18 protein-coding genes and 1 tRNA gene are annotated in these 26890 nt (G+C 43.4%); 7 read left to right on the forward strand and 12 right to left on the reverse strand.

Annotation, left to right across the window (positions count from 1 at the left end; all coding sequences use genetic code 11):
- From N6H18_RS07625 to N6H18_RS07640, 4 genes are all read right to left on the reverse strand, one after another.
- On the reverse strand, positions 1–504 hold the full coding sequence (locus N6H18_RS07625) for a hypothetical protein (protein ID WP_262311242.1): 504 nt from the start codon (positions 502–504) through the stop codon (positions 1–3).
- A gap of 122 nt (positions 505–626) precedes the next feature.
- Complete coding sequence (locus tag N6H18_RS07630; protein WP_262311243.1) at positions 627–2369, reverse strand: tetratricopeptide repeat protein; 1743 nt, start codon at positions 2367–2369, stop codon at positions 627–629.
- Positions 2370–2873: 504 nt separating this feature from the next.
- Positions 2874–3059: a hypothetical protein gene (locus tag N6H18_RS07635; RefSeq protein WP_262311244.1), complete on the reverse strand. Its 186-nt coding sequence runs from the start codon at positions 3057–3059 to the stop codon at positions 2874–2876.
- A 71-nt stretch (positions 3060–3130) separates the two neighbouring features.
- Positions 3131–4201 carry a fatty acid desaturase family protein gene (locus N6H18_RS07640; RefSeq protein ID WP_262311245.1) on the reverse strand — a complete coding sequence of 357 codons (1071 nt, stop codon included), beginning with the start codon at positions 4199–4201 and terminating at the stop codon, positions 3131–3133.
- A gap of 558 nt (positions 4202–4759) precedes the next feature.
- On the opposite strand from N6H18_RS07640, the gene N6H18_RS07645 reads away from it, so the two are divergent.
- From N6H18_RS07645 to N6H18_RS07670, 6 genes are all read left to right on the forward strand, one after another.
- The gene (locus N6H18_RS07645; RefSeq protein ID WP_262311246.1) at positions 4760–6433 is read left to right on the forward strand and encodes a tetratricopeptide repeat protein; all 1674 of its coding nucleotides are present in this window, start codon (positions 4760–4762) and stop codon (positions 6431–6433) included.
- A gap of 176 nt (positions 6434–6609) precedes the next feature.
- Entirely contained in the window at positions 6610–9348 is a 2739-nt protein-coding gene (locus N6H18_RS07650) for a TonB-dependent receptor (protein WP_262311247.1), read from the forward strand.
- A gap of 18 nt (positions 9349–9366) precedes the next feature.
- The gene (locus N6H18_RS07655) at positions 9367–10347 is read left to right on the forward strand and encodes a hypothetical protein (RefSeq protein ID WP_262311248.1); all 981 of its coding nucleotides are present in this window, start codon (positions 9367–9369) and stop codon (positions 10345–10347) included.
- 2 nt (positions 10348–10349) lie between these two features.
- The gene (locus N6H18_RS07660; RefSeq protein ID WP_262311249.1) at positions 10350–11426 is read left to right on the forward strand and encodes a phytase; all 1077 of its coding nucleotides are present in this window, start codon (positions 10350–10352) and stop codon (positions 11424–11426) included.
- 105 nt (positions 11427–11531) lie between these two features.
- Positions 11532–11939, forward strand: a complete 408-nt coding sequence (locus N6H18_RS07665; RefSeq protein ID WP_262311250.1) for a hypothetical protein — start codon at positions 11532–11534, stop codon at positions 11937–11939.
- Between the two features lie 79 nt (positions 11940–12018).
- Positions 12019–13107 (forward strand): hypothetical protein, encoded by a 1089-nt coding sequence (locus N6H18_RS07670; RefSeq protein WP_262311251.1) that lies wholly within the window; start codon positions 12019–12021, stop codon positions 13105–13107.
- Between the two features lie 266 nt (positions 13108–13373).
- On the opposite strand, the gene N6H18_RS07675 is transcribed toward N6H18_RS07670, so the two are convergent.
- From N6H18_RS07675 to N6H18_RS07695, 5 genes are all read right to left on the reverse strand, one after another.
- Entirely contained in the window at positions 13374–13925 is a 552-nt protein-coding gene (locus N6H18_RS07675; RefSeq protein WP_262311252.1) for a DUF3347 domain-containing protein, read from the reverse strand.
- Between the two features lie 43 nt (positions 13926–13968).
- Positions 13969–15726 (reverse strand): efflux RND transporter periplasmic adaptor subunit, encoded by a 1758-nt coding sequence (locus tag N6H18_RS07680; RefSeq protein WP_262311253.1) that lies wholly within the window; start codon positions 15724–15726, stop codon positions 13969–13971.
- A gap of 1 nt (position 15727) precedes the next feature.
- Entirely contained in the window at positions 15728–16963 is a 1236-nt protein-coding gene (locus tag N6H18_RS07685) for a TolC family protein (RefSeq protein ID WP_262311254.1), read from the reverse strand.
- 151 nt (positions 16964–17114) lie between these two features.
- Positions 17115–21032 carry an efflux RND transporter permease subunit gene (locus N6H18_RS07690; protein WP_262311255.1) on the reverse strand — a complete coding sequence of 1306 codons (3918 nt, stop codon included), beginning with the start codon at positions 21030–21032 and terminating at the stop codon, positions 17115–17117.
- 174 nt (positions 21033–21206) lie between these two features.
- Entirely contained in the window at positions 21207–21617 is a 411-nt protein-coding gene (locus N6H18_RS07695; RefSeq protein ID WP_262311256.1) for an HYC_CC_PP family protein, read from the reverse strand.
- Positions 21618–21922: 305 nt separating this feature from the next.
- On the opposite strand from N6H18_RS07695, the gene N6H18_RS07700 reads away from it, so the two are divergent.
- Positions 21923–22249: a hypothetical protein gene (locus N6H18_RS07700; protein WP_262311257.1), complete on the forward strand. Its 327-nt coding sequence runs from the start codon at positions 21923–21925 to the stop codon at positions 22247–22249.
- Positions 22250–22868: 619 nt separating this feature from the next.
- Here N6H18_RS07700 and N6H18_RS07705 read toward each other — a convergent pair.
- From N6H18_RS07705 to N6H18_RS07715, 3 genes are all read right to left on the reverse strand, one after another.
- Positions 22869–23408 (reverse strand): peroxiredoxin family protein, encoded by a 540-nt coding sequence (locus N6H18_RS07705; protein WP_262311258.1) that lies wholly within the window; start codon positions 23406–23408, stop codon positions 22869–22871.
- Positions 23409–23467: 59 nt separating this feature from the next.
- A complete protein-coding gene (locus N6H18_RS07710; protein WP_262311259.1) occupies positions 23468–26455 on the reverse strand; it encodes an AsmA-like C-terminal region-containing protein in 2988 nt (995 codons plus the stop codon).
- 337 nt (positions 26456–26792) lie between these two features.
- Positions 26793–26866 (reverse strand) — tRNA-Arg (locus N6H18_RS07715).
- Positions 26867–26890 lie beyond the last annotated feature (24 nt).

The raw sequence follows: 26890 nt of genomic DNA on the forward strand, positions 1-26890 counted from the left end.
CTATTCTGCAAACATCTCTACAAGGATGGAATTGTCAGGGTAGAATATTTCCATGCTGAAATTTTGCAAGCTGTCACCATAGGTGGCAGCATGTTTTCTCAAAGCTGTTTCGACTTTTTGGGAATTGGGCATGACTAATGGATGCATAGACAAGGCGGCTTTGTAAGTAGCATGGGATTGCAACTCGATGACTTTGAAACCAGCAGGAATTGCCGACACATCATCTCCCAAGAGTATGCCGATGAAGCGATTGATTTCACCATCCTCCAGTGTGTCTGGTCTATAATCGATCAAGCATAGATCACCATTCAATTTTCCATTTTGGATCAAGTCTCGGATTTCTACAAATAGTTTACTTTCCACTTGATGCATTCTATGACCATGTACAAACTTGCCAGCGATGCTATAGACATTGTTGGTCGAGCGAGCTGTCACCAATGGATCAAACCCACCCATAAAAAAATAGATAGACATGGCTATTCCTGTCAAGGAGAGAAGCGACATAGTCCAATAGAGATATTTTTTTGTATTAAAGTTCACGTAGCGTACAGTTCATCATGTGGGCTAAATTAGGTACTTGCAGTCAGATTGAACTTTGAAATCGGGAAATAAAATATCTAAATGTGTTAAGTCAAATTTTCTTCTTCTAGTAATTTATTCATCCTTGTGATTACTTCATCAAGACTTTTGGCAGAAAGATGAATCTTATCGATTACTTCTTCATGGTCTTGTCGGGTTATTCCGTCTGTTTTGGAGATGCTAATAAGGCCTAATAGGTTAGCTAGTGGGGCACGCACTTCATGAGAATTAGAAAAGGCATATTCTTTGAGTTTCTTGTTTTGGGATTCTATTTTTCGAGTTCTTTCTTCTACCAGATTCTCAAGTGATTCATTCATTTTTTTCATTTCCGAATTGACTCGCTGCAGTTCATCTGCTTGATTAGAAATCTTTTCTTTCTGGCCATGTATTTCGGTATTGAGGTGTCGCAACAGACGGATGGTTCTGATTTTCTTGATGTAATACAAATACCATAAAGTCACTGCGATAAAGGCGAAAATCAAACAGACAACCAGCGCATACTGGATAGTGTTTTGGCGTTGGATTTTCAGATTGGAGGCTTCCAATTCCTTTTGTCGCAATTGGTTTTCTTTGGTGAGTAGGTAATTGCTTTGTTCTATTTCTGTGAGTTGTCTTCGAGATTCCAGTTGAGCAATGTACTCTAACCTCTGCTGTGCGAATAGGCTGTCTTTCAAGTTGAGGTATAGTTGTGCATATTCATACAAATTCCTACCATCTGCACTGTTGCCATAGATATGGTAGAGTATTTCCGCAGCACTGACAGCCTCTTTGAGAAGACCTATTTCTTGAGCTATTTGTAATGCTTGTTTTGCTTCCGAGAGTGCTTGATGAGGATTGTTCATTTCCAGATAGCATGAGGCAATATTAGTCAATACTTGAGATTGCCCTAATAGGTATCCTTGTTGATCATAAAGAGACTTTGCTTCTTTTAGATAGAGCATCGCTCTGTTATAATCCTTTTTTAAGATCAAGGTTTTTCCTAAAAGATTCAGTGAGCCAGCCATGTCTCCCAAAGTTTTTTGCTGCCTAAAACTTACGATGGCTTTTTCAAAATCTGCCTCGGCTTGATCAAGATTGCCAGTTTGCATGTGTAGCATCCCCATATTTTCATAATTATTGGCAATTCCCCAAATGTCGTTTTGCTTGATGTCTAAATCCAGTGCTTTGGTCAAATATGATTCGGCTTCTTTGTAATCGCCAAGGTTCAACTTGATCAAACCAATGTTGGTATAGGATCCTCCTATACTGGAAGAGTCTTTTAACAAAATTCGGATTTCAAGTGCTTGAAAGTAATGGTTGATAGCACTGTCATATTCTCCCATTGTCTTAAAGAGAACACCTATGTTGTTATGAATAATAGCCTTCAAAGCTTTATTTTCTTCTTTTTCGGAGATTCTTAGTGCTTTCATATGGTGGTCAAATGCCACTGCGTATTTCCCCATGTTTCGATAAACAGAGGCAAGGTTGTTATAGGTTTGTGCAGTTTTTATATCTTCATTCAAGGATTGAAAGCTGACAAGGGCTTGATTGAGGTATTTTTCTGCACTCTTAAATTCATCTCTTTTGGAATAAATCATCCCTATTCTTCTGTATGCATTTGCTTGTCCAAGAGGATATCCAATTTTTCTAGATATTTCTAAAGCTCTATTTGCATAGATGAGAGCAGTATCCGTATGGTTTCGATAGAGTTTGTCCGCAAGGAGGTTGAGAATGTTAGCTGAGACGAACTCATCCGTTGTCTGCTCAAGTATATTTTTGAGGCTGTCTAGTTTGTTTGCTTCTGCACACAACGGTAAGGTTGAGAGTGTAATTATACAGCTCACCAAACATGCTCCAACATATTTTATCATATTGGTATTTAATATTAAGAAGATTAGAATATAGAAGTTTTATCAACGAGATTTTATAAAACTCTAACGGCTGCTACAGGTAGGGATTGGTAATTCAATTTAGCCATCTCAATCATTTCCTAAAGTTAAGAAATGATAACTGAATCATTAGCTTAACACTTTAACAAGTTGTGAAAATATTTCCGTCCTGTATCGCACAATCATAGATTTCTATCAACACTTAGAGAGTGAAGAGCTCTTTGGCTATCGGGACTCACCTAAAATACTGTGCGGTATATTTTAGGGTCGAGAGTAGTAGCCTTCTGATCTAATTTTTTTATTTAGGATTTAGTGGATGATGAAGGGGTATTTTTTCTCCCAATTCGATAATTAGTTGTGGAGAAAAAAATAGCTTGTTGCTCTAGTAGCAATCAAAGGGATCTCTATGTGTTTTGTTTGAGCGGATCAATAATTTTGAAGATCAGAAAGAATCAAATCCAGCTCGTTGCGTGATTTGTTGAGTTTGTTGCTCAATTGTACGAGGACCGTTTCTTTGTTTTCTTCATCATGTAGAAAATCCTCGTCACTTAGGACGGGAAATTTCCATTTGAGTAATATTTTCAACTCTCTCCAACTTCGAATATTCGTCATATGGCTAAGGTACAATCTAGATTGATAATTAATTCATTGATTGTCAATGAATTTGCTGTTTGAGCAAATTTTTATGCCCTTCCCAGCGTACGCAGATGCATCAAATGCGAACTGATGGCTTTGAGCATGGTATTGTACTCATTGTATGTGATGTTGAATTCTTCACAAGTTTCTTTGACCAATCTGCTGATTGTAGGATAATGTACGTGGCTGATACGAGGAAAGAGATGGTGTTCAATCTGGAAATTTAAACCACCCAGCATCCAATGAAGTGTCTTATTGGTAGTTGCAAAATTGGCAGTACTTCTCAATTGATGGATTGCCCACTCTATTTTACTTTCTTCTTCCTGATTGTCTATTGCGTGAAAATTGGTGTCTTCTACTACATGCGCCAGTTGGAACACCGTACTGATGATCAATCCACAGGTGACAGTGATGATACTGAACCCGATCAGCCAAGGCAACCAACCCAAAACCAAAATCGGAACTACCATATAAACACACATGTACATGATTTTAGTAAACCAAAAAATGGCGTGCTGCTTCAAAGTCATTTTTTTGGTTTTGGTGACGGGAGCAATTCTACCACTAAAGTATTTTTCGAAATCCTCGTAAAAAATCCAAGCCAGATAAGAAATACCATAGAGTACTACCCAATAGATATGTTGAAATTTGTGGTAAAATCGTCTAGGCTGTCCCTCATGTAGTCTCATAAATGGTTTGACATCAATATCAGAATCCAAACCTTCGATATTGGTAAAGGTGTGGTGGTTGATGTTGTGTTTGATACCCCAGTAATATGAGTTCCCTCCCAGGATATTGAGAAAGTAGGCAGAGATCTTATTGATCCATGAGTACTGAGAAAAACTCTGATGGCTACCTTCGTGCATCACGTTGAAACCAATCAATGCTAGATTCAATCCCAAAATCATACAAAGCACAACAGATACAACAGGTATCGGTGTAAAGAAAACCAGTACGACGTACAAGGCTATCGCAGAAAGCACCAGCAGAATCCCTTTGTAGTACAACTTACCATCACCAGATGGTTTTAGATTTTCAACCGTAAAATAGTTGTCTACTTTTTTCCTGAGTATGTTGAAGAATGAGTTGGTACTGGTGTCGAATGAGTACTTCTGCATTGCACTATGTTTTGGGTAAGAATATTGTTTTCTGTTACCGATCAATTTTGATGTATGACACGACAAGTGCAGTGACGACAGTTTTTGAAAAGTAGTCGTAAATATCGGCATTCCCATTGATGGAAAAGCCTATTCTTACTTTTATTTACTCCGTAGGTCTAGAATAGTCCGATTATTTGGGATGCATGGCTTCTTGGAGATAGAATCCCACTCGACGTAGAATGTACTCAAAGGCAGTGACTAGGTGAAGTTACAAACTTCACTTTCTTATCATTAGGAAGCAGAAAGCAGCATTTTCCTCCTCTGGCGGACACGTGTAAATGCGGTATTGATCAAGGACAGTATCTTGAGGTGTAGTTATAACCAGCTGATTCGACGTTTCCATCCTGATTGCATGGCACTTTATAGGGAAGGCTACAACATACATTTATACCCGTTCCGAAATACAACAAATCCATAACACTGGCTTTTCATCCAGTACACATCAAAGGAATAGGTTTGCGCTTTTTAGCCATTGTTTTGTTTTTGGTAAAATGGTGGTTTGATGAACTAAATGCTATGCCACGTCATTTGATTTTATTTGCTTTCCTTCTTTTGCTATCAGCTTGCTCGTTGACGCACGAGGACAGCTCACCTCAAAACAATGAGACAGTTGACCAATTGCTCCATCAGATCGAATCACAACCCAAGCTGAGCCGTGACAGCACCCTTTTCTTGGCACGTCGTGGACTGATTCTCTCCCAAGAGTTAGGGTACAAATTTGGCATAGCCCGTAGCAGTCATTTGTTAGGAGCCTTGTTTTACAAGATTGGCAATTTGGATTTGGCACTCAACCATTTGCATAGTGCTATCCATGTCTACGAACAGTCAGGTGACAAAGACCACCTAGCAGAGGCTACCAGTCTAATAGGTCAGGTGTATTTGAGATCCGAAAACTACAATCAGGCACTGATTCATTTGCGAGAATCCTATGTTCTTTTCGTGGAGCTCCATAACCACACAGGAGAGGCACGGATTCAAGGACAACTAGGCCATCTCTTTGAGAAAACTCAGCAATACGATTCTGCTCTGTACTATCAGCACGAAGCGTTGGATTACTTTATTCAATCCATGGATTCGGCAGAATTGGCAGCCATCTATGACAACATTGGTAGTATCTACGAAGACCTGGAGGTGTACGATCAGGCCTACAAAAATTTTGTCAAGGCCTATGATTATAATTTCGCATTGGGCTATCTCGACGAGGCAATTGTCAATATGAACAACATCGGGGACACCTATCGCAAGCGTGGGCAGTATGATCAAGCGATGCAAGCGACCCGCCAAGCCTACGACATGGCGCTCGTACAGCAGAATCAATATCAAATCCAGTCAGCTGCCAGAGATATTTCTTTGATCCACAGAGAAACCAATCAATTGGATAGTGCCTATTACTACCTCGATCAGAGTTATCAATTGAATGAAGTCATCTTTGGTCAGGAAATCGCCCGAAAGATCGCCAACGCACAGAGTATTTTTGATCTGGAACAAAAACAACAAACTATCCTAATGCTCGAAAATGAAAAATCTTTGAGTAGAAAAATTGCCCTGGGTGGGGTTATAGCTGCAGCAATATTGTTCCTCCTGATTGCCTATAGTTCCTATCAAAAGGTAGCCAAGACCAGCAAAGAACGAAAGCTGCTGCAAATCGAAAACGAACTGAGCAAAGCAGAACTCATCAATGCACAGCTCAACGAAGAGAAACTAAGAACAGAACTAGAAAATAAGCGCCTGCAGGAGTCCCAGCTCCAAATGGATCTGGAAATGAAAAATAGCGCTTTGAGTAGATCTGCACTGCACCTGATTCAGAAGAATGAATTCCTAGAAACACTCCGAACCAACCTGAAGAAGATCAAGAAAAGCGAAAAAGAAGATGTCCACCAAAAGATCCGAAAGCTCACCAAATCTATTGATCTCAATTTCAACATGGACGAAGACTGGGAAGAGTTTGAAAATATTTTTCAGCAGATACATACGGAGTTTTTTGATCGCCTGAGAGAAAAACACCCCACCCTGACCAATTCCGAAGTGCGACTTTGCGCCATGATTCATATCAATCTGCACTCCCACGAAATCGCCTCGATCATGAATATCTCCAGCGATAGTTTGCGGATAGCTCGGTATCGCCTCCGAAAAAAGCTCGGATTAGAAAAAGGTGAAAATTTATACAACTATATCGTGAGTGTGGGTTAACGCTCTCGTAACATGCAACTAGCTGATAATAAAATAATTGTGTGGAGGTGCTTACGTTTGGTTGCCATGAATTTTGAATCTGATGCCATTTTGTTGATTGCCCATTTAACACCCAATTCATACTAGGAATCATTATTTGCCGAGTCAAATAATTCGATGACTTCAACTAAGAAATAATGAAGAAAACACTTACAATTTTACTTTTAAGTCTAATCGGTTTCGGTGCCTATAGCCAAGAGATAGTGGTGAGAGGTCTGATTACCGAAGGGGTCAGTGGAGAGCCACTACCCGGAGCAACGGTACTCATCGAGGGTACTACACAAGGTACCATCTCGGATGTCAATGGTGAGTTTACCTTGAGGCTATTGCCAGGTAGCAAATCTATTTTGGTGAAGTACTTAGGGTACAAGGATTTTACCACGACGATAGATGCAGCGACTAGTACCAATGTGGAAGTCCAACTCAGCGAACTCAATTCAGAATTGCTGGAAGTAACCGTTTTCGGGTCTCTACAAGGACAGCAAAAAGCACTGAATCAACAAAAAAGTGCTGGCAACATCAAAAACATCATCGCTGCTGATCAGATCAGTAGATTCCCAGACCCTAACGTCGCTGAAGCGATCCAGCGGATGCCAGGGGTGACACTGCAGAGAGATCAAGGCGAGGGACGCTACGTCATCGTGAGAGGATTGGCTCCACAGTTTACCAACATCAGCGTCAATGGCGAACAAATCCCTTCTCCTGAAGCAGGTGTGCGTTTTGTGGCACTGGATGCCATACCCGCGGATCAGCTTTCGTCTATAGAAGTATCCAAAACCTTGACTCCTGACATGGATGGTGATGCCATCGGTGGATCTGTCAACCTAGTGACCAGAAAAGCCAAAAGCAGTGACATGGAAATCCAAGGAACTGTAGTCGGTGGATACAACCACCTAATGGGTCAACCCAACGGGCAAGGGTCACTCCTCCTAGGAAAAAGATTTGGTGCGGATGAAAAATTAGGTATCCTAATCAATGGTAGCCACTTCTACACCGACAGAGGCTCGGACAACTGGGAAAGAGACGGTGATGCAATCGAACTGAGAGATTATGCACTGAGAAGAACGCGAAGTGCAATCAGCGGTACTTTGGATTACCGATTCAACGACAATAGCGAAGTGTATTTTAGAGGAATCTACAATACATTCTCTGATCGTGAACATAGAAGAGCCTATGTAATCAGCCCGAATGTGGATGATTCCCCTTTTGAGAGCAACGAGATCGAAAGAGCGACCAAAGATCGTTTCGAACGCCAAGATATCTCTAGTTACAACCTCGGAGGCAAGCACGTATTGCCAGGTTTTTCGGTCAATTATGAAGTGTCCTATGCTGATGCAGTACAAGACACTCCTTTTGATTACGAAGTGACCTTCATCGGTGAGCCTGATGGATTGTCTACAGACTTTTCAAATTCTGACTTCCCTAGATTCATGACCAGCGAGGATTTCGACTACCTCGACAACAGCAACTATGAATATGATGAGCTAGAGGCGGGCAATACTTTCGCCAAGGATGAAAACATCACAGGTAAGATCAACATCGCTGTTCCCTACGAAATAGCAGGCAACCAAGGGGCGATCAAATTTGGAGGTAAGTACAGAGCCAAAACAAAGAGTCTAAAAGTGACCAGTAACAAGTATGGATGGGCTGGAGGAGACGTCTCCTTCGAAGGGCAAGAAGGTGATTTCACCCTAGAGAAATTTGATGGTGGTTTGGTGGACGACAACTTCCTAGGAGGTGAGTATGAGATAGCAGCAGCGCCAGATATGGACAAGATCGTTCGATTCTTCAATGCCAACCGAGCTGGCTTTGAGCTAGAGGCTGAAGACAAATTGGTAGATGAAAATGTAGAAAGCTACAAAGCCACAGAAGATGTATTTGCAGCCTATTTGATGACAGATGTGACTTTCAACAAACTGCAAATTGTAGGCGGTGTGCGTTTCGAGAAGACCAATGTTGACTACCAGTACCACACGGTGTTGTTTGATGACGAAGGAGATTTGGACGAAATTTTGGATGAAGAAGGATCTACGGATTATGCTTTTATCTTACCACAGATCAATTTCAGGTATGCGCTCAATGGTCTGACCAATCTAAGGTTGGCTGCTACGACTTCTTACTCTAGACCCAATTTTGAATCCATCGTGCCAGCACAAGAGATCAATCTAGGTGATAGAGAAGGTACCATCGGTAATCCAGACCTCAAGCCCGTATCTGCTGTCAACCTCGACTTGATGGTTGATCACTATTTCGGAACAGTTGGCGTGCTGTCTGCAGGTGTTTTCTACAAGAATCTCGACAACTTCATCTACAAGCGCAGGTTTGAAACAAATTCTTACGAAGGCATTGATTTCGGAACTGATGTGGATTTGATACAAGATGTCAACGGACAGTCTGCCAACATCGCAGGAGTCGAACTTTCTTATCAGCAGAATTTGACCTTCCTGCCAGGAGCTTTGGCTGGCTTGGGCATCTATGCCAACTATACCTATACGGCTTCCTCAGCTACGCTCAAAGACAGATCTGGCATAGACGAAGAGGAAGAAATCAATCTGCCGGGTCAGGCAACGCATGTGGCCAACTTGAGCTTGTCATACAACCTGAAAGGCTTCACCGCCAGAATCTCGGGCAACTATGCAGGAGCTTATATTGAGGAGCTGGGAGAGGATGCTGACGAAGACCGCTCGATCAAAGGACGTCTTCAAGTCGATGCTACTGCCAGCTACAGAATCAGCGATCACTTCAATGTGTTTGCCGAAATGCTCAACATCACCAACGCACCTTTCGAAGCATATTTGGGAGGAAACGAAGACCAATTGGTGCAGAGAGAATTTTACTCTTGGTGGTCTAGAGTAGGTGTCAAATTCAATTTCTAATTACAAAAGAATCAAATCATGAAGATTAAAAATATATTGAGTGTAGCGGTGTTGGCCTTGCTGTCAGCCTGTGCTCTCAACGAACCAGATGTAAAAATTCAGGATACTGACTTCCCTCTTCGTCTCGAAATCGACGAAGAAGGTGCCGATCTACCGGATGCCGAAGATTACACCATAACGATTTCATTCGCAGATTATTTGGGCGATTTGCCAGCTCATGCGATCACTTTGACATACGAGTTATCTGGCGAGGGAGACTTCTCTGGAGCCTTCATAGACGAGATTGTGTATGAATATGAGGATGAAGACTGTGTGTTTGTACGCGAGATTGAGTTCACTGCCACGACTATTACCGTCCCTGTAGATGCTGATTTGGGTACTGTACCTGAAGAGTTTGAAATCGTAGTATTGATGAACGAAGCTGGTATTGATGCCACGGATGGGGAGTTCAAACTGGAGATCACGGGAGTAGAAACTCCAGACAATGTAGCATTCAGTTACACCAACACTTTCGAATATGGAATCCTAGACAATGATGTAGCAGGCGAGTGGGTGTTAGAATTGGAAGATGAAGCAGCTTTCGCTTCCTTCCAACAAGTTTTCGGACCAATATCGCCTGACTTGATGGAGCTGACTTTTGCAGACATCACTGGAGAGGTCAAGTTTGAGTTCGAATTTGAGGAGATGAAAATAGAAGTCGAGTTGGTCGAGGAGGAAGAAGTTACCGAATGTGAAGATGGAGAGATCGAGACCGATACAGAGAATCTAGTGATTGAAATCGAAGCGGATTATGACGCAGAAGATGGGGAGCTTGAGCTAGAAGGCTCGCACTTCAACGAAGATGATGAGGAGTTGGATTTTGTCATGGAGGCAGAATATGAGTTGGGAGATGATGATGACATGATCATTACCTTCAAATCCATCATCGACGAGGACAATTACGAAGAAGGTGAAGAACTCTTCTCTGGATCTATTTCATTCACCCTTATCAAAGATTAATTATGCATCAATACACCAAATATATCGTGTTGGGCTTGCTCGCTGCATGCAGCCAACCCCAACAACCAACAAGCACAGAAGTAACTCCTATTCAACCCAAGTACGTGACCGACACGGTCAATTTTGACAGTGACGACCCTGCGATTTGGATTCATCCGACAGACCCGAGTCAATCTTTGATTCTAGGTACGGACAAGCGTGAAAATGCAGAAGGTGGTGTTTTCGTTTTCGATCTCAAAGGAAAAGAAGACAGCACACGACGCATCACAGGAATCGACCGTCCCAACAATGTAGATATCGCTTATGGTTTCCGATTGGACAGTACGAGGACAGTAGATGTCGCAGTATTCTCTGAGCGTGGCAAGAACAGCATCCGTGTTTTCAGCTTGCCAGATATGCAGGCCATTGACGGAGGAGGCATTCCGGTATTCGAGGACAGCCCGAGTCGTGACGTGATGGGCGTAGCACTTTACAAACGTGCCGCTGACGATTCGCTCTTTGCGATCGTGAGCCGCAAGGGTGAAAACTCACCTGCTGAGGGCTACCTCTACCAGTATGCGCTAGAGATGCAGGACAGCACAGTGGTGGGGCGACTGGTGCGCAAGTTTGGCAAGTTCAGCGGGGGAGCTGGAGAGATAGAAGCCATCGCCGTAGATCACCAGTTGGGCTATGTTTACTACTCTGACGAGTTGTTTGGAATCAGAAAATACTATGTTGATCCAGCGATGGGCAATGAAGAATTGGCCGTGTTTGGTACCGATGGCTTCACCGAAGACCGTGAAGGTATCACCATCTACCAAAGTTCTGACACGACAGGTTACATCATGATCTCGGATCAGCAGGCAGATGCTTTCAGGGTTTTCCCGAGAGAGGGTTCCAATGGCAACCCACATGATCATCAGTTCATCAAGAGCCTGCCAGTATCCACGCACGAAAGTGACGGGTCAGAGGTCTCACATGTAGCCTTCAACGAGGATTTCCCCAAGGGTTTTTTCGTAGCAATGTCGGACAACAAGACCTTCCAAATCTACGATTGGCGTGACCTGGAAAAAGTCTTGGTCGCTACTGACGAGAAATAGAAAATACTTTTTCATTCTGAATCAGGTCTTCGGACCGACCCAAGCCTTCTCGCGAGAGAGGGCTTTTTTGTTTCCGTCCAAATAGTAAGAAGCATTTCAGGAGTCATGGTAGATCATCCGGTGGTAGTAGTGGATGGTCCGGGTGTGGTAGTGAAAGAATCCAGAGTGTCAGTCGATAGATCAGGAGTGATAGTGATAGAATCCGTAGCGGTAGTGAATGGTTCGGGTGTAGTAGTGGAAGAATCCGTAGCGATAGTGAATGAATCCGTGATCCTAGTCAATGGTTTCGGAGTGATAGTGAAAGAATCCGGAGTGATAGTGAATGGTTCCGGAGTTCTAGCCAATGAAAAAGGAGTTTGGGATGAAGTATGCAGGGTCAATTATATCATTTCTACTGCTGCATCACAAGATAGTACTTTTGACGAAAAAAGCATTTACACGTGTCCGCCAAAGGAGGGAAATGCTACTTTCTACCTCCCAATGATAATAAGGCGTAGTGAATACTACGCTTAGTGGGGTTTTTTATTAGATTACGGCTTGGCATAAATAAACTTATAGTCATGTAATTTAATTAATCACTAAAATCAAAATAATGAAATCAACTACCTATTTTAAACTCCCACTTTATTTCGTGATCCTTTTAACGATTTTCTCCTGTTCGGAAAATGATCAACTTTCAAACACTCTGGTTTCTGAATCATATTCGCTACCTGAATCTCTAAAACCTAAACTTTGTCATGAAAATGGCATTTTAGTTTTTGAAAGCATCGAACAATTCGAACAAATCAGCAATAATTTGATGGCAGAGTCAGATAGATACTATATCAATTATATCAATGGTCTGGGAGAAAATCTGACGGAGGATGAAATAAATGATCTGATGTATGAAAATGAGTTTAATCCTTATTTAGTGTTTGAAACTTTTGAGAATTATCACGGGATTACTAGCTTAAGATCCGAGCTTCAAGCACGTAGAGAAGTTTGGTTAGATAATCAGGAATTAGTTGGAGATGACCCCAGTCAATACCCTATTTCTGATCGAACATTACCCTTTACGAACCTAGAAGGTGAATATATTATAGGGTCAACTATAATGCACATTGAAAGTTCTGGTCTTGGTTATGAGATATTGAACAAAGATTTTGAAGCTCTTGACCGAGTACGTTCAGGCTCTTTCAAACTTTCTGAAGACACCCGCTCTGGAGTTCGTCTATCCTCAAATGTGATTGTTCATAATCCTGAAGTAATGCAAAATAAAAATGCAAGATCTTTGGCAAGTTGCCAGATTTATGCAGATGCAAATGGAACTTATAAAAACCATGATGACAGTAATTACAAGTTGTTTTGGAGATTAAATTCTAGCTATGATGGTCTGCATACAACTATTCAAGCTAAAGTGTATGTAGAAAGAAAAAAATATGGGGTATGGCGTCCTTATATGACAAGTTTAGAAGCTTATTTTACAGCAAATGTTTATAACCCTGAGACTTGTAATTTGCATGGTGAATACAATGACTACACTAACAGAAGTTGGGCACTTTATGCAACTGCGCAAAAACAATTTTTGTTGGGAATTAAGTCAGTGAAAAGTGGTGAGTTTAAAGGGATTTTCAATAGCGGAAAACATGATGAGATAGTGAGAGTCTATGGAGTAGATAGTGGTTATTCGACTCACCGCTAATAAAAATAACACACATACACAGGCTCTCCATGAAAATAGATAAGTATCTGTAACACAGCAGATCAATAGAGGTTATTATCAAATAAAAACCCGCTAGGTCGCAATTGCATTGCGACTTAATCTTTGGGCATTTGTAATGCCGTTAATACTACAATAAATCCACTTTCATTACCCTGCTGTTCGACTTTTGTAAAATCGAACAGCGGGTAAAAAGAAGCTAGGCCTAGACAATTTCGGGATTTACACATTATCCCAAATATTTCAGTTTAAATCTCTTCTTTCACAGAGCCACATCGGAGCATTTGACCCCCAAAGTAAGGGTTCAAAATTTCCTTTTCACTACTGAGCCAGTAGGCACCTTGGTTGTTTTGTGCCATGGGGCAATACTGACGATAGATGGTGTTTTCGTCCGCCAAATGCTTTTTGACCAAGGTATAGACATTGTCAGATAGGTTGGAAAAAGTGCTGCGCTGTGCAGCTATGTCATTGGTTGTTGCGATGTATTTGGCATCTACCTTGATTTTGAGGCTTAAATCATCTTCTTCTGTCAAGAAAGAAACCATCTTGGCTGCTGCTTCTTGTGAGGCGGTGGTGTCAGTCTCTACCAAAGCATCCTTGATCTGCAAGTATGACGCTAATATCTGCTGCGCTTTGATTTTGGTCACCGTGACAGAGTCGGTGACCTCAGTCAACTCAGACATGAAATGTCCCTCACGAGCCTGAGTTTCGTCTGTAGTTTTTCTATTACCGCAAGCTGCTAGACTGAGTCCGATACTTGCTACAAGTACCATTGACTTAATTGGATTGATATGATTCATGTTTTTAGTTTTTCACAGAGATTTAAAATTAGTTGATTAATGATTAAAAACGTTTGATAATCTCTCCACATTTTGGCATCTCTGCCCCAAAGTAGGGATTAATTATTTCTTCTTCCAGACTGAGCCAAGAGGCGCCATTGTTGTGATTGGCCATGGGACATTTTTGTACAAAGATGGCTTCCTCTACTGGAGAAAAGATTTCTATCACATTGACCATGTCCTCTGACAATGAGATAAATGCAACTCTTATTTCTTGGATGTTGGTAGCTCTATTTATCAGTGCCAGTGACTTAGTCATTGAGACTGACAAGTCCACCCACGGTTGTTGTGCTTTGCCTTTGAGTGTTTTTTTGTCTATCTGAGACAAGTCTTTGGCGAATTGTTCTCCTGCAGTTTTTGCTCCTAAATAGTTGTCTTGTGTCAAGGCATTTTTCATCTGCATATAATCGGCTAACAAAGGACGCAAGGCAGCTTTGGCATCTGCACCTACCGTGATTTCTTGTGGACTGTTAGCTGTTTTTTCCTGAGACATGTTCATGTTTCCATGCTGATGACCAGTCATGGTCGTGCCTCCTGCTTTGTTCATCATGCTGGGCTTACCAGCCAGTTGCGCCGCGGCATCCACACTGAATGTGCCATACACCACGATTTCCTCTCCCTCTGACAATCCTGAGGACACGACATAGCTATCTCCCAGCGATGTTCCCAAGACAACTTCACGCATCATGAAGTTGCCTTGACTCAGCTTGATGTAGACAATTGACCGCTGACCCGTCCACATCACCGCAGACTTGGGTACGACAGACACTTCTCCTTGTCCGATGGGGCTTTCCAAAATCCCCGTCGCAAACATCTCTGGTTTGAGCCTGCCTGTGTTATTATTGACAATCACGCGCGCTTTGGCTACCCGAGATTTGGAGTCGATGACAGGGTCGATGAAACTCACCACACCAGTGAATGTTTCTCCGGGAAGGGATGGGATGGTGAACGAAAGTTGGTTACCTGTTTTGACCCATGCCATGTCGCGCTCATAGACATCAAAGAGCACCCAAAGTTGGGACAAATCCGCAATCTCGTAGAGTGCTTGACCCTGAGTGATGTGATCCCCGACGTTGACTTTTTTGGCTATCACGACACCATTTTGATCCGCTAGGATGGGGAAATTGTCTGCGGGTTTTCCTGAAGCGAGAATACCATCAATTTGCCTATCGGTCAGCTTCCAGTTTTTGAGTTTCTCTCTGGCAGCTTGAAACAACGTAGGTTGGGTAGCTTTGATTTTCTGCGCTTCAAACAGTTCTTTTTGTGCGGTCAATAGCTCTGGGGAATAAATGTAAGCGATGACTTGTCCGCGTTTGATGTATTCTCCAGTGAAGTTGACTTTCAGCTTTTCGATCCGACCTGTGATGTGAGACACTTGGGACGAGACATGCTGTTCGTTTGGCTGCACTTTTCCTGTCAATCGCAGTTGTTTCACAGGTTGCTGCAAGACCACTTTGGCCGTTTGCAAGCTCGCTAGTTGCATCGCTGTAGGTGACATTTGGATAGACAGGGGATCGGCATTCAACTCTTGATCCGTATCTATTGGGATCAAGTCCATGCCACAGATGGGGCACTGACCTGGTTCTGCCTGACGAATCTGTGGATGCATCGAGCAGGTCCATTCGCTATGTGCCACCTCGCTGTGTTCGGTCTCATCTTTGGGTGCAGATGAGCCATCTCCAAATATCAACCCTCCTACCACAAAGCCTACTAGCAAAGTAGCCAAGGCTATGATTATTGTTTGTTTATCTATCTTTTTCATCTTATTCTGATTTGGCGGTGAGGTAATCCAATTGTGCCTGAGCGATGTAGTAGTTTTTGATCGCCGTGGCTTTTTCCATTTCGTATTTGAGCAACTGCTGTTGCATGCGCAGGACTTCTTCGAACTCTTTTCCTGAATTGCTGTAGGCTGTGTAGAGCAAGTCTATTGCCTGTCTCGTTTTGATAATTTGTTGGTCATAGAGTTGGTAAAGCTGTGCTGCTTGGTTGACAGCATAATCGGCCATTTCGTAGTTCGATACGAGACTATTGGTCATTTCCATTCTCCAGTGCGCCAAAGCTGTTTGTGTGAGCTGCGCTTCTTGGACAGCTGCTTTGTACTTGCCTCGGAAGATGGGGAGCGTCATGGTTATCATAGGCATGATCACATCTCGCCCGTTGTGGCTGATGTCCATGTCTTCTCTCTTGCCCACAAAGGCATAATCTAGCCCCACCCCGAACTGCGGTGCACCACTTTTTTTTGCCATGCGTTCGTTGGCCTTGGCAGCTTCTTGTTGTAGTGTAAGTGCTTGCAATTTAGGATTCTGTACCAAGAGGCTATCTCGAATAACAGGAGAAGTCCTCTCTATCAAGCCCAATGAATCCGAAACGATGATCGCAGCAGTGTCTACACGGTCGAGCAGACGGTTGAGAACTATCTCCAATGGAGCAACTTTTTCCTCCAATAGCTGAATCGTCATCTCGGTATCGTCCATCATGATGTCCGTCCTGATCACATCGACCATACTGCCCCTCCCGCTCGCAAAAGAAGTCGTAGACAGTGCCTTGTACGAAGCAAGAATTTCCAGATTCTTTTGTTGCCAATGGATCTGCTGCTTGACTTCATAGATAGGGTAGTAGGCTTGCTTGACTTTGAAATACAACTCATTTTTAGCATCCAAAAAGGTTTGGTATCGCGCTTCTGCCATCTTCGCAGCGGCATCTTCTCTGGCGGGCAGTGTCCCAAACCATGGGAACATCTGCGTCAAGGAAATCTTGGCGCGCTGTGGCCCCAACCGTGTCTCGATCGGACTGATGAAATAACCAAAGGATAGCGTAGGATCTGGCAAAGCATGGGCTTGCGAAACCCGTTGCATCGCTGCCTCGAACTCTACATAGCTGGATTTCAAACCCGGATTATTTTCCGCAGCAGTTTGTAGATAATCGTCCAGAGATTGAGCTGTCAGACTATTCGTTATCCAGAGTAAACTTGTAGTAAGGAGGAATATTTTCCTGAGCATTGTTTTCAATTTTATAATTCTATTGGGAGATGGATTTTTGGTAACTCCTCCCCCTATCCCCCTCCAAAGGGGGAAATCTACACTTATGAGCCAAAGTAGTGTATTGTTTACACTGTTCTTCCTGAATAAAATCACGTTAGGTTTCAGTGTTTTAAAATTCTCCATGATTGTTGATTTTATGCTGCTTTAGTTTTCTTTCCTCTCTCCAGCTGTATAGCACGGGTGTAATAAAATAAGTGATCGCCGCGACCAGCATCCCACCAAATGCAGGGATCGCCATCGGGATCATGATGTCCGAGCCCCGCCCCGTGGACGTCAATACGGGCAACAAGGCAATAATCGTTGTAGCAGAGGTCATGATGGCGGGTTTAATTCGTCGGTGACCTGCTTCTCTTATAGCCACTCTGATCGCTGAAATACTGGATGGTTTGTGTTGCGTCATGCTGTAGTCGAGATAGGTTCCGATCAGCACGCCATCATCCGTGGCGATTCCGAATAAGGCGATGAACCCGACCCAAACAGCCACACTCAGGTTGATGGTATGAATCTGAAACAGATCACGCATGTTGGTTCCCATGAGGGAAAAATCCAAAAACCAGGTTTGTCCATACAACCACAGCATCAAAAATGCCCCACTAAACGCCATCGCAATCCCGGTGAAAATCATCAGAGAAGTCGAGATGGATTTGAATTGGAAATAGAGAATCAAGAAAATGATTGCTAAGACTAAAGGAACGATGATGGCGAGCCGCTTTTCTGCGCGAATCTGATTTTCATAGCTACCAGAGAACTTGTAGCTCACACCTGCAGGTACGATCAGCTCCTTTCGATCTATTTTGTTTTGGATGAAACGCTGTGCTTCCTCCACCACATCTACTTCGGCATAGCCTTGTTTCTTATCTAGCAGGACATAACCTAGCAGAAAAGTGTTTTCGCTTTTGATCATTTGCGGACCTTGGACGTACTCGATATCCACGAGTTCACCCATGGGGACTTGCACGCCCGTCGGTGTGGGAACGTAAATTTCTGCCAAGGCACTCGGGTCATCTCTGAGTTCACGAGGATAGCGTACCCGGATTGGGAATCGCTCACGTCCCTCCACCGTGGAACTGATTTGCATCCCGCCAATCGCCGTCTCTATCGTCTGTTGTACATCCTCTACGCTGAGGCCGTACCTGGCAATGGCTTGTCTGTCGATGTTGAGATGAATGTAGGGTTTGCCCACGATCCGATCCGCAAAGACCGCTTCGGATTTCACCGAAGGCACTTCTTTGAGGATGGCTTCCAATTGCAGACCGAACGCCTCGATGGTTTTCAAATCAGGACCGAAAACCTTGATCCCCATGGGTGCACGCATGCCAGTCTGCAACATCACCAAACGCGTCTCGATGGGTTGCAACTTGGGTGCGGAGGTCACTCCAGGGATTTTTGCTACAGCAATGATTTCTTGCCAGATATCATCGGGTGATTGGATGTGCGCCCGCCAATTGCGGAAATAGTCTCCATCTGCATCAGGAATCAGGTGCGAAGTGATCACATCAAAATTGAGAGGAAAATCCACCGATTCGACTGCTTGCATCCTGTCATCCAAGTGAATGGTGTCTTGATCCATCACCAACCAAGTTTTGTCTCTGGCCAGCACCCATCGCCTGATATTTTTGCTCTGCTGTTGGATCGCGGTGAGCAGGTAATCACCCTGATCATCGACGAGATATCTTTCTCGGTGACCCGATTCGCTGACTCGGTATTCTGATCGGTAATTGATCACAGTTTCGTACATGGAGATTGGCGCGGGATCGAGTGCCGTTTCTGCTCTCCCCATTTTCCCTACTGCCAGTTCTACTTCTGGGATGTTGGCAAGCAGCATGTCTAGTTGCTGCACCACTCTTTTGTTTTGGGTCATTCCTGCATGAGGCATAGATGTCGGCATCAGCAGAAAGCTCCCTTCGTCCAGCGAAGGCATGAATTCTTTCCCGATTCCGGGAAAAGTGTGATTCATCACAGACCAAACTTTGGTGGTACGGACATTGACCCCCACAGCATCTAAGCCACGGTCGACCCACCCAAAGATGCTTGAGAAACCGATCCAAGTCATAAGTCCAAGGGAAATCAAAAGCATCGGTAGCGCGAGAAAAGTCTTTTTGTGTGCCAGACACCAGTCGAGGATGACAGAGTAGTATTTTTCTAACAAAGCAAAACCGCCCAAAATTATCACCAACAGCAGGGTCACAAAAAGGAAGTTGAAAGCCGTACTTTCACTTGCCCCAAGAGGCATCCAATATTTAGCCAGCAGCCAAGTGACCGAGAACAATGCAATCAGTACCGAGGCATTTCGAATAGCCCAAGCGCGATAACTGCTGTACTCATTGACAAACCACGCCACAGCAAATGCTACCAGCGTCATACCAGCCCATAACGAAACCCATAGCGCTACAACTAGTCCGCCAACCAGCATGATTCCATTGAGCACTTTGGCAACTGCCTTTTTGTTGATTTTCATCCCAAAAAACCATCGCGCAAGCGTGGGCAAAATGATCAGCGAAACAAACAGAGCAGCCAGCAGTGCGAAGGTCTTGGTAAAAGCCAAAGGACGAAACAACTTACCCTCCGCAGCTTCCATCGTGAAGACGGGAATAAAACTGACGATGGTCGTCGCAACAGCAGTGACGATGGCAGAACTCACCTCGGCAGAGGCTTTGTAGATTGTTTCTTTGAGAGCTTGTGTTTTGGGGGCTTCTTGGATGTGATTGATCACGTTTTCGGACAGGACGATGCCTAGATCGACCATGGTTCCAATCGCAATCGCAATCCCAGACAAAGCCACAATGTTGGCATCCACGCCAAAGTAACGCATCGCGATGAAGACCATCAGCACTGCAATCGGCAACAAACTAGAGATCAACAGAGAGGCCCGAAGGTTTAACACCATCACGATCACCACCAGTATCGTAATCAGGATTTCCAGCGACAAAGCTTCCTCCAACGTACCCAAAGTCTCCTGTATCAACTGTGTCCTGTCGTAGAATGGCACGATGGTCAACTGACTCTCTACACCATTGGCGAGGGTCTTTTTGGGTAGGCCGGGAGAGATGTCTTGGATTTTGTCCTTGACCTGGTTGATCACGGCGAGAGGATTGGAGCCATAGCGGGCGACTACCACGCCACCGACGACTTCTGCGCCGTCTTTGTCCAGTAAGCCTCGACGAGTCGCTGGGCCTAAACTCACCACACCAACATCCTGCACGCGGATAGGGACATTGTCGTTGACTGTCACGACTGCCAGCGCTATGTCTTCGACGGACTTGACATACCCCAAGCCACGGACGAGGTATTCGGCTTGGTTGATTTCTATGGTTTTAGCACCGACATCTCGGTTGGATTGGCGTACCGCAGACATGACTTGTGAGAGGGTGATGTTGTAGGCTCGGAGTGCATTGGGATTGACATCCACTTGGTATTCTTGGACAAATCCTCCAATAGAAGCGACTTCAGACACACCATCTACGGCATTTAATCCATACTTGACATAGAAGTCCTGCACCGTTCGCAGTTCGTGCAGATCCCAGCCACCCGTAGGATTGCCCTCTGGATCGCGTCCCTCCAGCGTGTACCAATATACCTGACCCAGCGCTGTGGCATCAGGCCCGAGCGAGGGTTGCACACCTTCTGGCAAAAGACCAGCCTGCAAAGAATTGAGCTTCTCCAATATCCTCGACCGAGACCAGTAAAACTCTATGTCTTCGTTGAAGATAATGTAGATGCTGGATACACCAAAGATGGAGGAGCTTCGGATGGATTTCACGCCCGGGATTCCTAGCAAGGAAGTAGTGAGCGGGTAGGTGATTTGATCCTCGATATCCTGAGGTGATCGACCTTTCCACTCCGTGAATACGATCTGTTGGTTTTCGCCAATGTCTGGAATGGCATCCACGGGCACGGGATCTTTGGGCAGAAAACCAGTGTCCCAACCAAAGGGCGCTGTAACCAGTCCCCAGCCCACCAATGCGACCAGCAGCAAGCTGGTGACCAATGGATTGTCCAAAAAGTAACGGATGATTTTGTTAAGCATGTTCTTTTCTTAATGCTATGAAATAGATGAATTACGCTGTGGTAACCTTGATTTGTGATTCGCAAATCTTAACCATGGTTTGTGACGCACAAACCAAAATACTGCTACGGTGTTCTGTGACACACAGAACACGGGGCATTATTAAAATCCTAATAGGATTAACTCAGAGGAATATCAAATAAGAAAAGACTGAAACAAGACGGGAATGTCCTGATGCAGTAGTGGGGGAGAGTAATCCGAGTATGCTACGAATTGGTCTACATCAGATAAATGAAAATCAATGAAAGTGAATGCCAATACATAGACAAAATCTAGGTTGATAGAGAAACTAGATAGTGCAAGCTTGAAGTCATCTTGCAGCTCGTAAGACAGGTAGCTGTTTTCACAGCAGTTCATGGTCTTGCTCAGTTGTGTTTGTGTGCAGACTGGAGGTAGAGTCTCCATCATGCCACAGTCCAAATGCGCCTGACCTATCGCGAGCTGAGATTGCACCACCTTGCCTCCACAGTAGTGCGTGGAGACAGCTAGTCCCATGTTGCTGAGCAGCAAGAGCATGGAGAGCGATATGGCGATGATTCTTTTCACTGCTACAAATGTACGGAAATTTGCTAATTGGGATTTATAGAATTTTGATTTGCTTTTATAGCATTGAGTGGCTGCTCAAGTCAATCACCCAACCATCATGCACTAAGACCACTCCCATTAAGTGTGTTTAGTCTGTTTCTCTGATTATTATAGAAGACCTTTGATTAGAAATCCGTAAACTTGGTAAGATTTTAGATAGTAAGCTTTCGTTGAGTACAATATCTTTACATTCTAAAGCCAGATTCAAAAGGAGAAGATGAAGGGATATATGGCGTGTTCAAATAATTATATCAAAAAAATAAGCTATGAAAAATGTTAGAATATTCGGATTGTTGTTGGTTTTTGGGCTGACGGCAGTGATGTTGACGAACTGTGATAGCGCAGTTGATGCTCTAGAATCTTGTTCTCAGGAAGAAATTTGTCCCTCAAAGGATGTAACAGCTTGTTGCGACAATAAAGAATGTGTCTATAAATACGATGGGAAAGAATATCCCGAAGATGACATAGATCAGTTGGCGGATGATCTTGGATGTGGTAGTTCATCCAATGCCAGAGTGGCAAGTACAGAAGGAGCTGAACTCATAGGTAGGTTACAAGACCTGCTGGCTGAAGCCAAAGCAGGGTTAAAATAACCTGAGTAGTCAGAAGATTATAAGATCAAGGGTATAGAGCATTGGCTTTGCACCCTTTTTTTCTGAAAGCCCTAATCTATGCTGAAGCAAAGTGTGGATCACCTTAAATGATATGGGGAGAAGGTAAATTGGTTTACATGAAAATGATGTGGAGTAGTTTTATAGTCGAGTACAAAAATCGAATTATTTTAATAGCGTACAATTTGGCAGGGTAAAAAAAGAGGAGCGTTGCTCTGAAATCATAGTAGTTAAAGAGGAGTCGGAAAGACAAAGGGGCGCTAGCCCTGACACCTTAAAAAATACCTGCCTCTGCATGGTGTTTATCCCATTAGCTTTTTCTATTTTAGATGTCAGAACTAAAGTCCCTCAATCCCTCATTAATCGCACAAATTGCTACGAAGAAGGCAGGGCTACGCCCCTTACTTCTCTTCTAAATACAATCGACCCAGAATATTCTCACTTGTTTCAACCACAGAAATGCATTTGCAGAATCTTTACTACTGTTACAGTTGAAAAATCAATTCGCCTCAGTAGGAGTCCTATGGACAAGTTCCCATAATTTTTCATGTGACCCCAACGTAGTCTCAAGTGGGGCTTACAAAGATTAGTTCAGGAAAGTCTACTCGTTCATAAAGAAGAAAGTTCTTTTGCTGAATTTCCTAAGCTCTTTTTCCAAAGACTCCCCGCGGGGGTTGATGCTGATGACTTGCCCTTCTCCATCGATGAGATAGCTCTGGGGAATACTTTTGATTCCATACATTTTAGCCACTTCACCATTCCACCCCTTCAGGTCACTCACTTGATATGGCCATGTCAGATGGTCGGTAGCGATCGCCTTTTTCCATGCCGATTCTTTATGATCCAACGAGACACTGAATACAGTGAAACCATTGCCATTTTTGAATGTTTTGTCCTTGTAGGCTTCATAGGTTTTTATGATTTCTGGATTTTCTTTTCGGCAGGGTTTGCACCAAGAGGCCCAAAAGTCAATCAAAACCACCTGACCCCTCAGAGAAGATAATTTGATCTCCACTCCCTCTGTATCTTTGAGCACAATATCAGGGACTACATCGCCTATTTGAAGGTCTTGCGCAGCGACCTTCATAGAGAATACGCTTAGTAGAATCAGCAGGTATTTTTTAATTTTATGTGCTTTCATAGTCTTTTTTGCTAATCAGTGAGATGAAGACATCATATGGTTTCTTGTCCGAATCCAGGTTATTCTACCACTCCAGTGTCAAATGTGATAAACTTGGGATGAAAGATGAGGTTCAACAGTTTTTCCTGAGTCCTCACTTTGATTTTCATGCCTGTCCGGCTCTGTCTGTTATCCAGACCATTGCCATCCTTACCATTCAGGCTATATGATTTCAAGAAGATAGAATTGCGGCTACTTTCTGATGTTACATCGTCCATATCTTCTTGTTGTTTGAGTGTTTTTTTGGATTTCCCTAATAGTATTTCCCCGAGAACTACTTGTAGATGGTATTCATAATCTTCCCCGAAGCTTTGCATCCCAAAGGCGGTAATATCGAAAGCATTACTGACCACATAGGTTTTGGGTACATAGATGGCATTTTTAAAGATAAAAATGCTGCTGTTTACCGTTTTTAACTCCAATGTGTCGAGATTATTGACACCTGGCAAAGATGAAGCCATAGCCTGCACGGGCTTATATTTATAGACAGCCCCTTTCTCCAGCGTAAGGTCTCCAGAGACTCTCATGTCAGGATAGATGATGGAGTCTCCTCTCATGACCACTCGGGTAAAAAACTCTTTGGTGGAAAGAATACCATTGATGTTTTGATAGGTCATTTCGGTCTGATCAAAATTGTCCATGTCATGGAGTAGTTTTCGGATGTCCATTTTATCGATTTGGTTTTTTATATCGATTTCCATTATATCGTTCTCTTGCCTTACCACTTTAATGGACGAGTTCATCGTACCATTAAATGCCTTGAACTTGAGTTGATCAATCGTGTACACATCCTTTTTCAGGTTAAAGAGTGTCGAGATATCTTCAACCAAAGCATTATTGTACCGGACACTGTTTACATAAACCTTGCCTTTTATTTCATAATCCAGTTCATATGAAGTGCTAGATGCTTCATCCACAGGGATTGAATCATTGACCTTCGTCGTGTCCATCCAATAACCCAACATGTCGTAATTCAAATCACCCAATCTCCAGACGCCACTGATCTCCAATTTCCCTGGTTTGTTTTTTACCAAGGTAGTGACTAGGTTTTTGATGGTAGTCTTGTCTATCTCTATTTTGACATGACTGTAAACACCGCTGAAGTGATCTATGCTGATCAACTCTGGTGCTATATTGATATGACCGCTCAGTTGTTGGACGTTGAGCAAGGTGTCAGGCATTTCGAGCCAGAGGTCTTGCAGGTATATATCGAAGAGACTTTGGTCATAGACCAGATCCAAAATCTGCTCAGGAATGGAATCTAAATCAATGGTTCCTTTTGATTGAATGGTAGCACTGATTTTTCCTCTGATGTCCTTGACGACAGAGTCTGATATGAATGGTCTCATAGCGGCAAGATCCACGATGAGCGTATCATTCAGCTCGATCGACGGATGGTTGAGGTTACTTATCCTTGCTGTTCCTTTGAGGGAGCCTCCTGGCATTTCTATAGCCTGGAAGGTGAAGAGTGCTTCTAGCGAGTCTCTATGACTGATCGAACCGATGAGTTTCGCGGATAGCGAATTATTCATCAAATGGATGTTGTATTGAGGAACATTGATCGAAAAGCTGTCCATGCGCAATTCCTTCTGACGATAATGCAGCTGACCAGAGACGTGTTGCAAGGACAAGGTGGTATCCCAGTCCATATTTACATCCTGCAGCAGCAAGTGTGCCTGACTGGATGCCAGGACATCGTCCATATAATCCAAGGTGATGGAATCGGGCAGTACACCCGTGGTTTGAAAATCCAGCTCTGCCCTACCCGATAGGTGGCGTATCAAGCTGTCGGGTAGATAAGGTTTAGAAGTTGCCAGATTGAGGATTACATGGGATTTAAGCTTGTAGTGCAGTTGGTCAAGGTTGTAAACGCTACCAGTCAATGTGATCGTATTGCCAGCAGTTTTTAGTCTCATTTCATCTACATTGATAGCAGTCGTCATCGGGTTGTTTAAGCGGCCATTGGTGGCTGATCCATGGATGAAAATACTGGTTAATGCAGGGTATGCTTTTACTTTCACTCGTGCCTGTGAGAGGTCATAGGTACATTCGTAATGCGGCATGTTCTGATCCGATACAGGGCCCTGCACACGAGCACTGACATGTAACATCCCAGCTATGTCACCGAGTCCAAGGGCGGCAAGATACCCTGATGGCAGATACTTGCTGAGTAGAGCTAGGTCAAGCTCGGTAGCTGATAGAGAGAGGTCTGTATCTATCTGTTCAGCAAAGGTCAGTTTACCCAAGACACTTAGTGACGCACCCTCAGTTGTTAGTTTCATTTCCTCAATAGAAAGCGTATCCGTATGGTAGTGGATTTTCAATTGTAGATCTGTTCGTTCCATTTGGTACAGATTGGTTTGCGCATACTCACAGGCTGACAGACCTATGTTCCCATCTGCTGAGATAGCCAGTGCCTGGGGAGTTATTTTGAGCTCTCCATTGATTTGGTCAAGATGGAGTCGCGCCTTCGCTTTGATTTGGTCATCTTGATAATAGCAGATCAGGTTACTGATGGTGACTTGGTCAAGGCTAAGATGAAGTGGCTGTGCTACATCATCCTGATCATCAACGGTAGAATCTTGTTTCAGTAAAAAATCATAACAAGAAACACCCTTTTCATTGACTAGGTACTTAGCTACTCCACCATCTATGTCTATTTTGCGGATGTTAAAAATGTTGTCCAATAAAGGTCTGGACTCTACCGATACATACAGTTTGTTGAATCTCACCAAAGTGTCAAATGATTGAGCAGCCAATGAATCCTCCAATGATGGAGAAGAACCCAGCCAGATTCCTTCAAATTGCACAGTGGCCAGAGGAAAATCACGAATGAGTGAAAAAGAAACCTTTTCGACCCCCAAAGGTGCCTCAACGATCCTGCTGATTTCATCTATAGCCAATTTGGTTATTTTGTCCTGCATCAACCATGCCGTGACAGTCAGGACTATGAAAAGACCAAAAACCAGTATGATTGTGACCTTGATTAGGGTAAAAAGCTTTTTCATATTTGGATAGTACAGAGTGCCTCCATGTCAAATCTAAAAGTATTCTTACAGATCATTCTCATAAACGATCGAAATGCGACAAAAATGGCTGTGTCATGGTACGAGAACCTCATCATGACCGGGGGTAACTTCCCGTTTTAGGTCAAAAGAATCTTATGCTAAACCTTTTTAAAGAGCCATTGAAAAGATCTTGAGTTCAAAATGTTGGGGTTTAATTATTTGCCAATAATCTGGAGAACTTACGATTAATTTCAATTTTTTCGGAAAATGGTCGGGGATACTAAAACAAAAAAGGCTAACACATTGTTTTTTTTAATGTGTTAGCCTAGTGTGATTGTGCACGCGGAAGGATTCGAACCCTCAACCCCCAGAGCCGAAATCTGGTATTCTATCCAGTTGAACTACGCATGCATTTTTTATATCAATAGTATGGTT

This window comes from Reichenbachiella agarivorans, from assembly GCF_025502585.1.
Lineage (GTDB): Bacteria > Bacteroidota > Bacteroidia > Cytophagales > Cyclobacteriaceae > Reichenbachiella > Reichenbachiella agarivorans.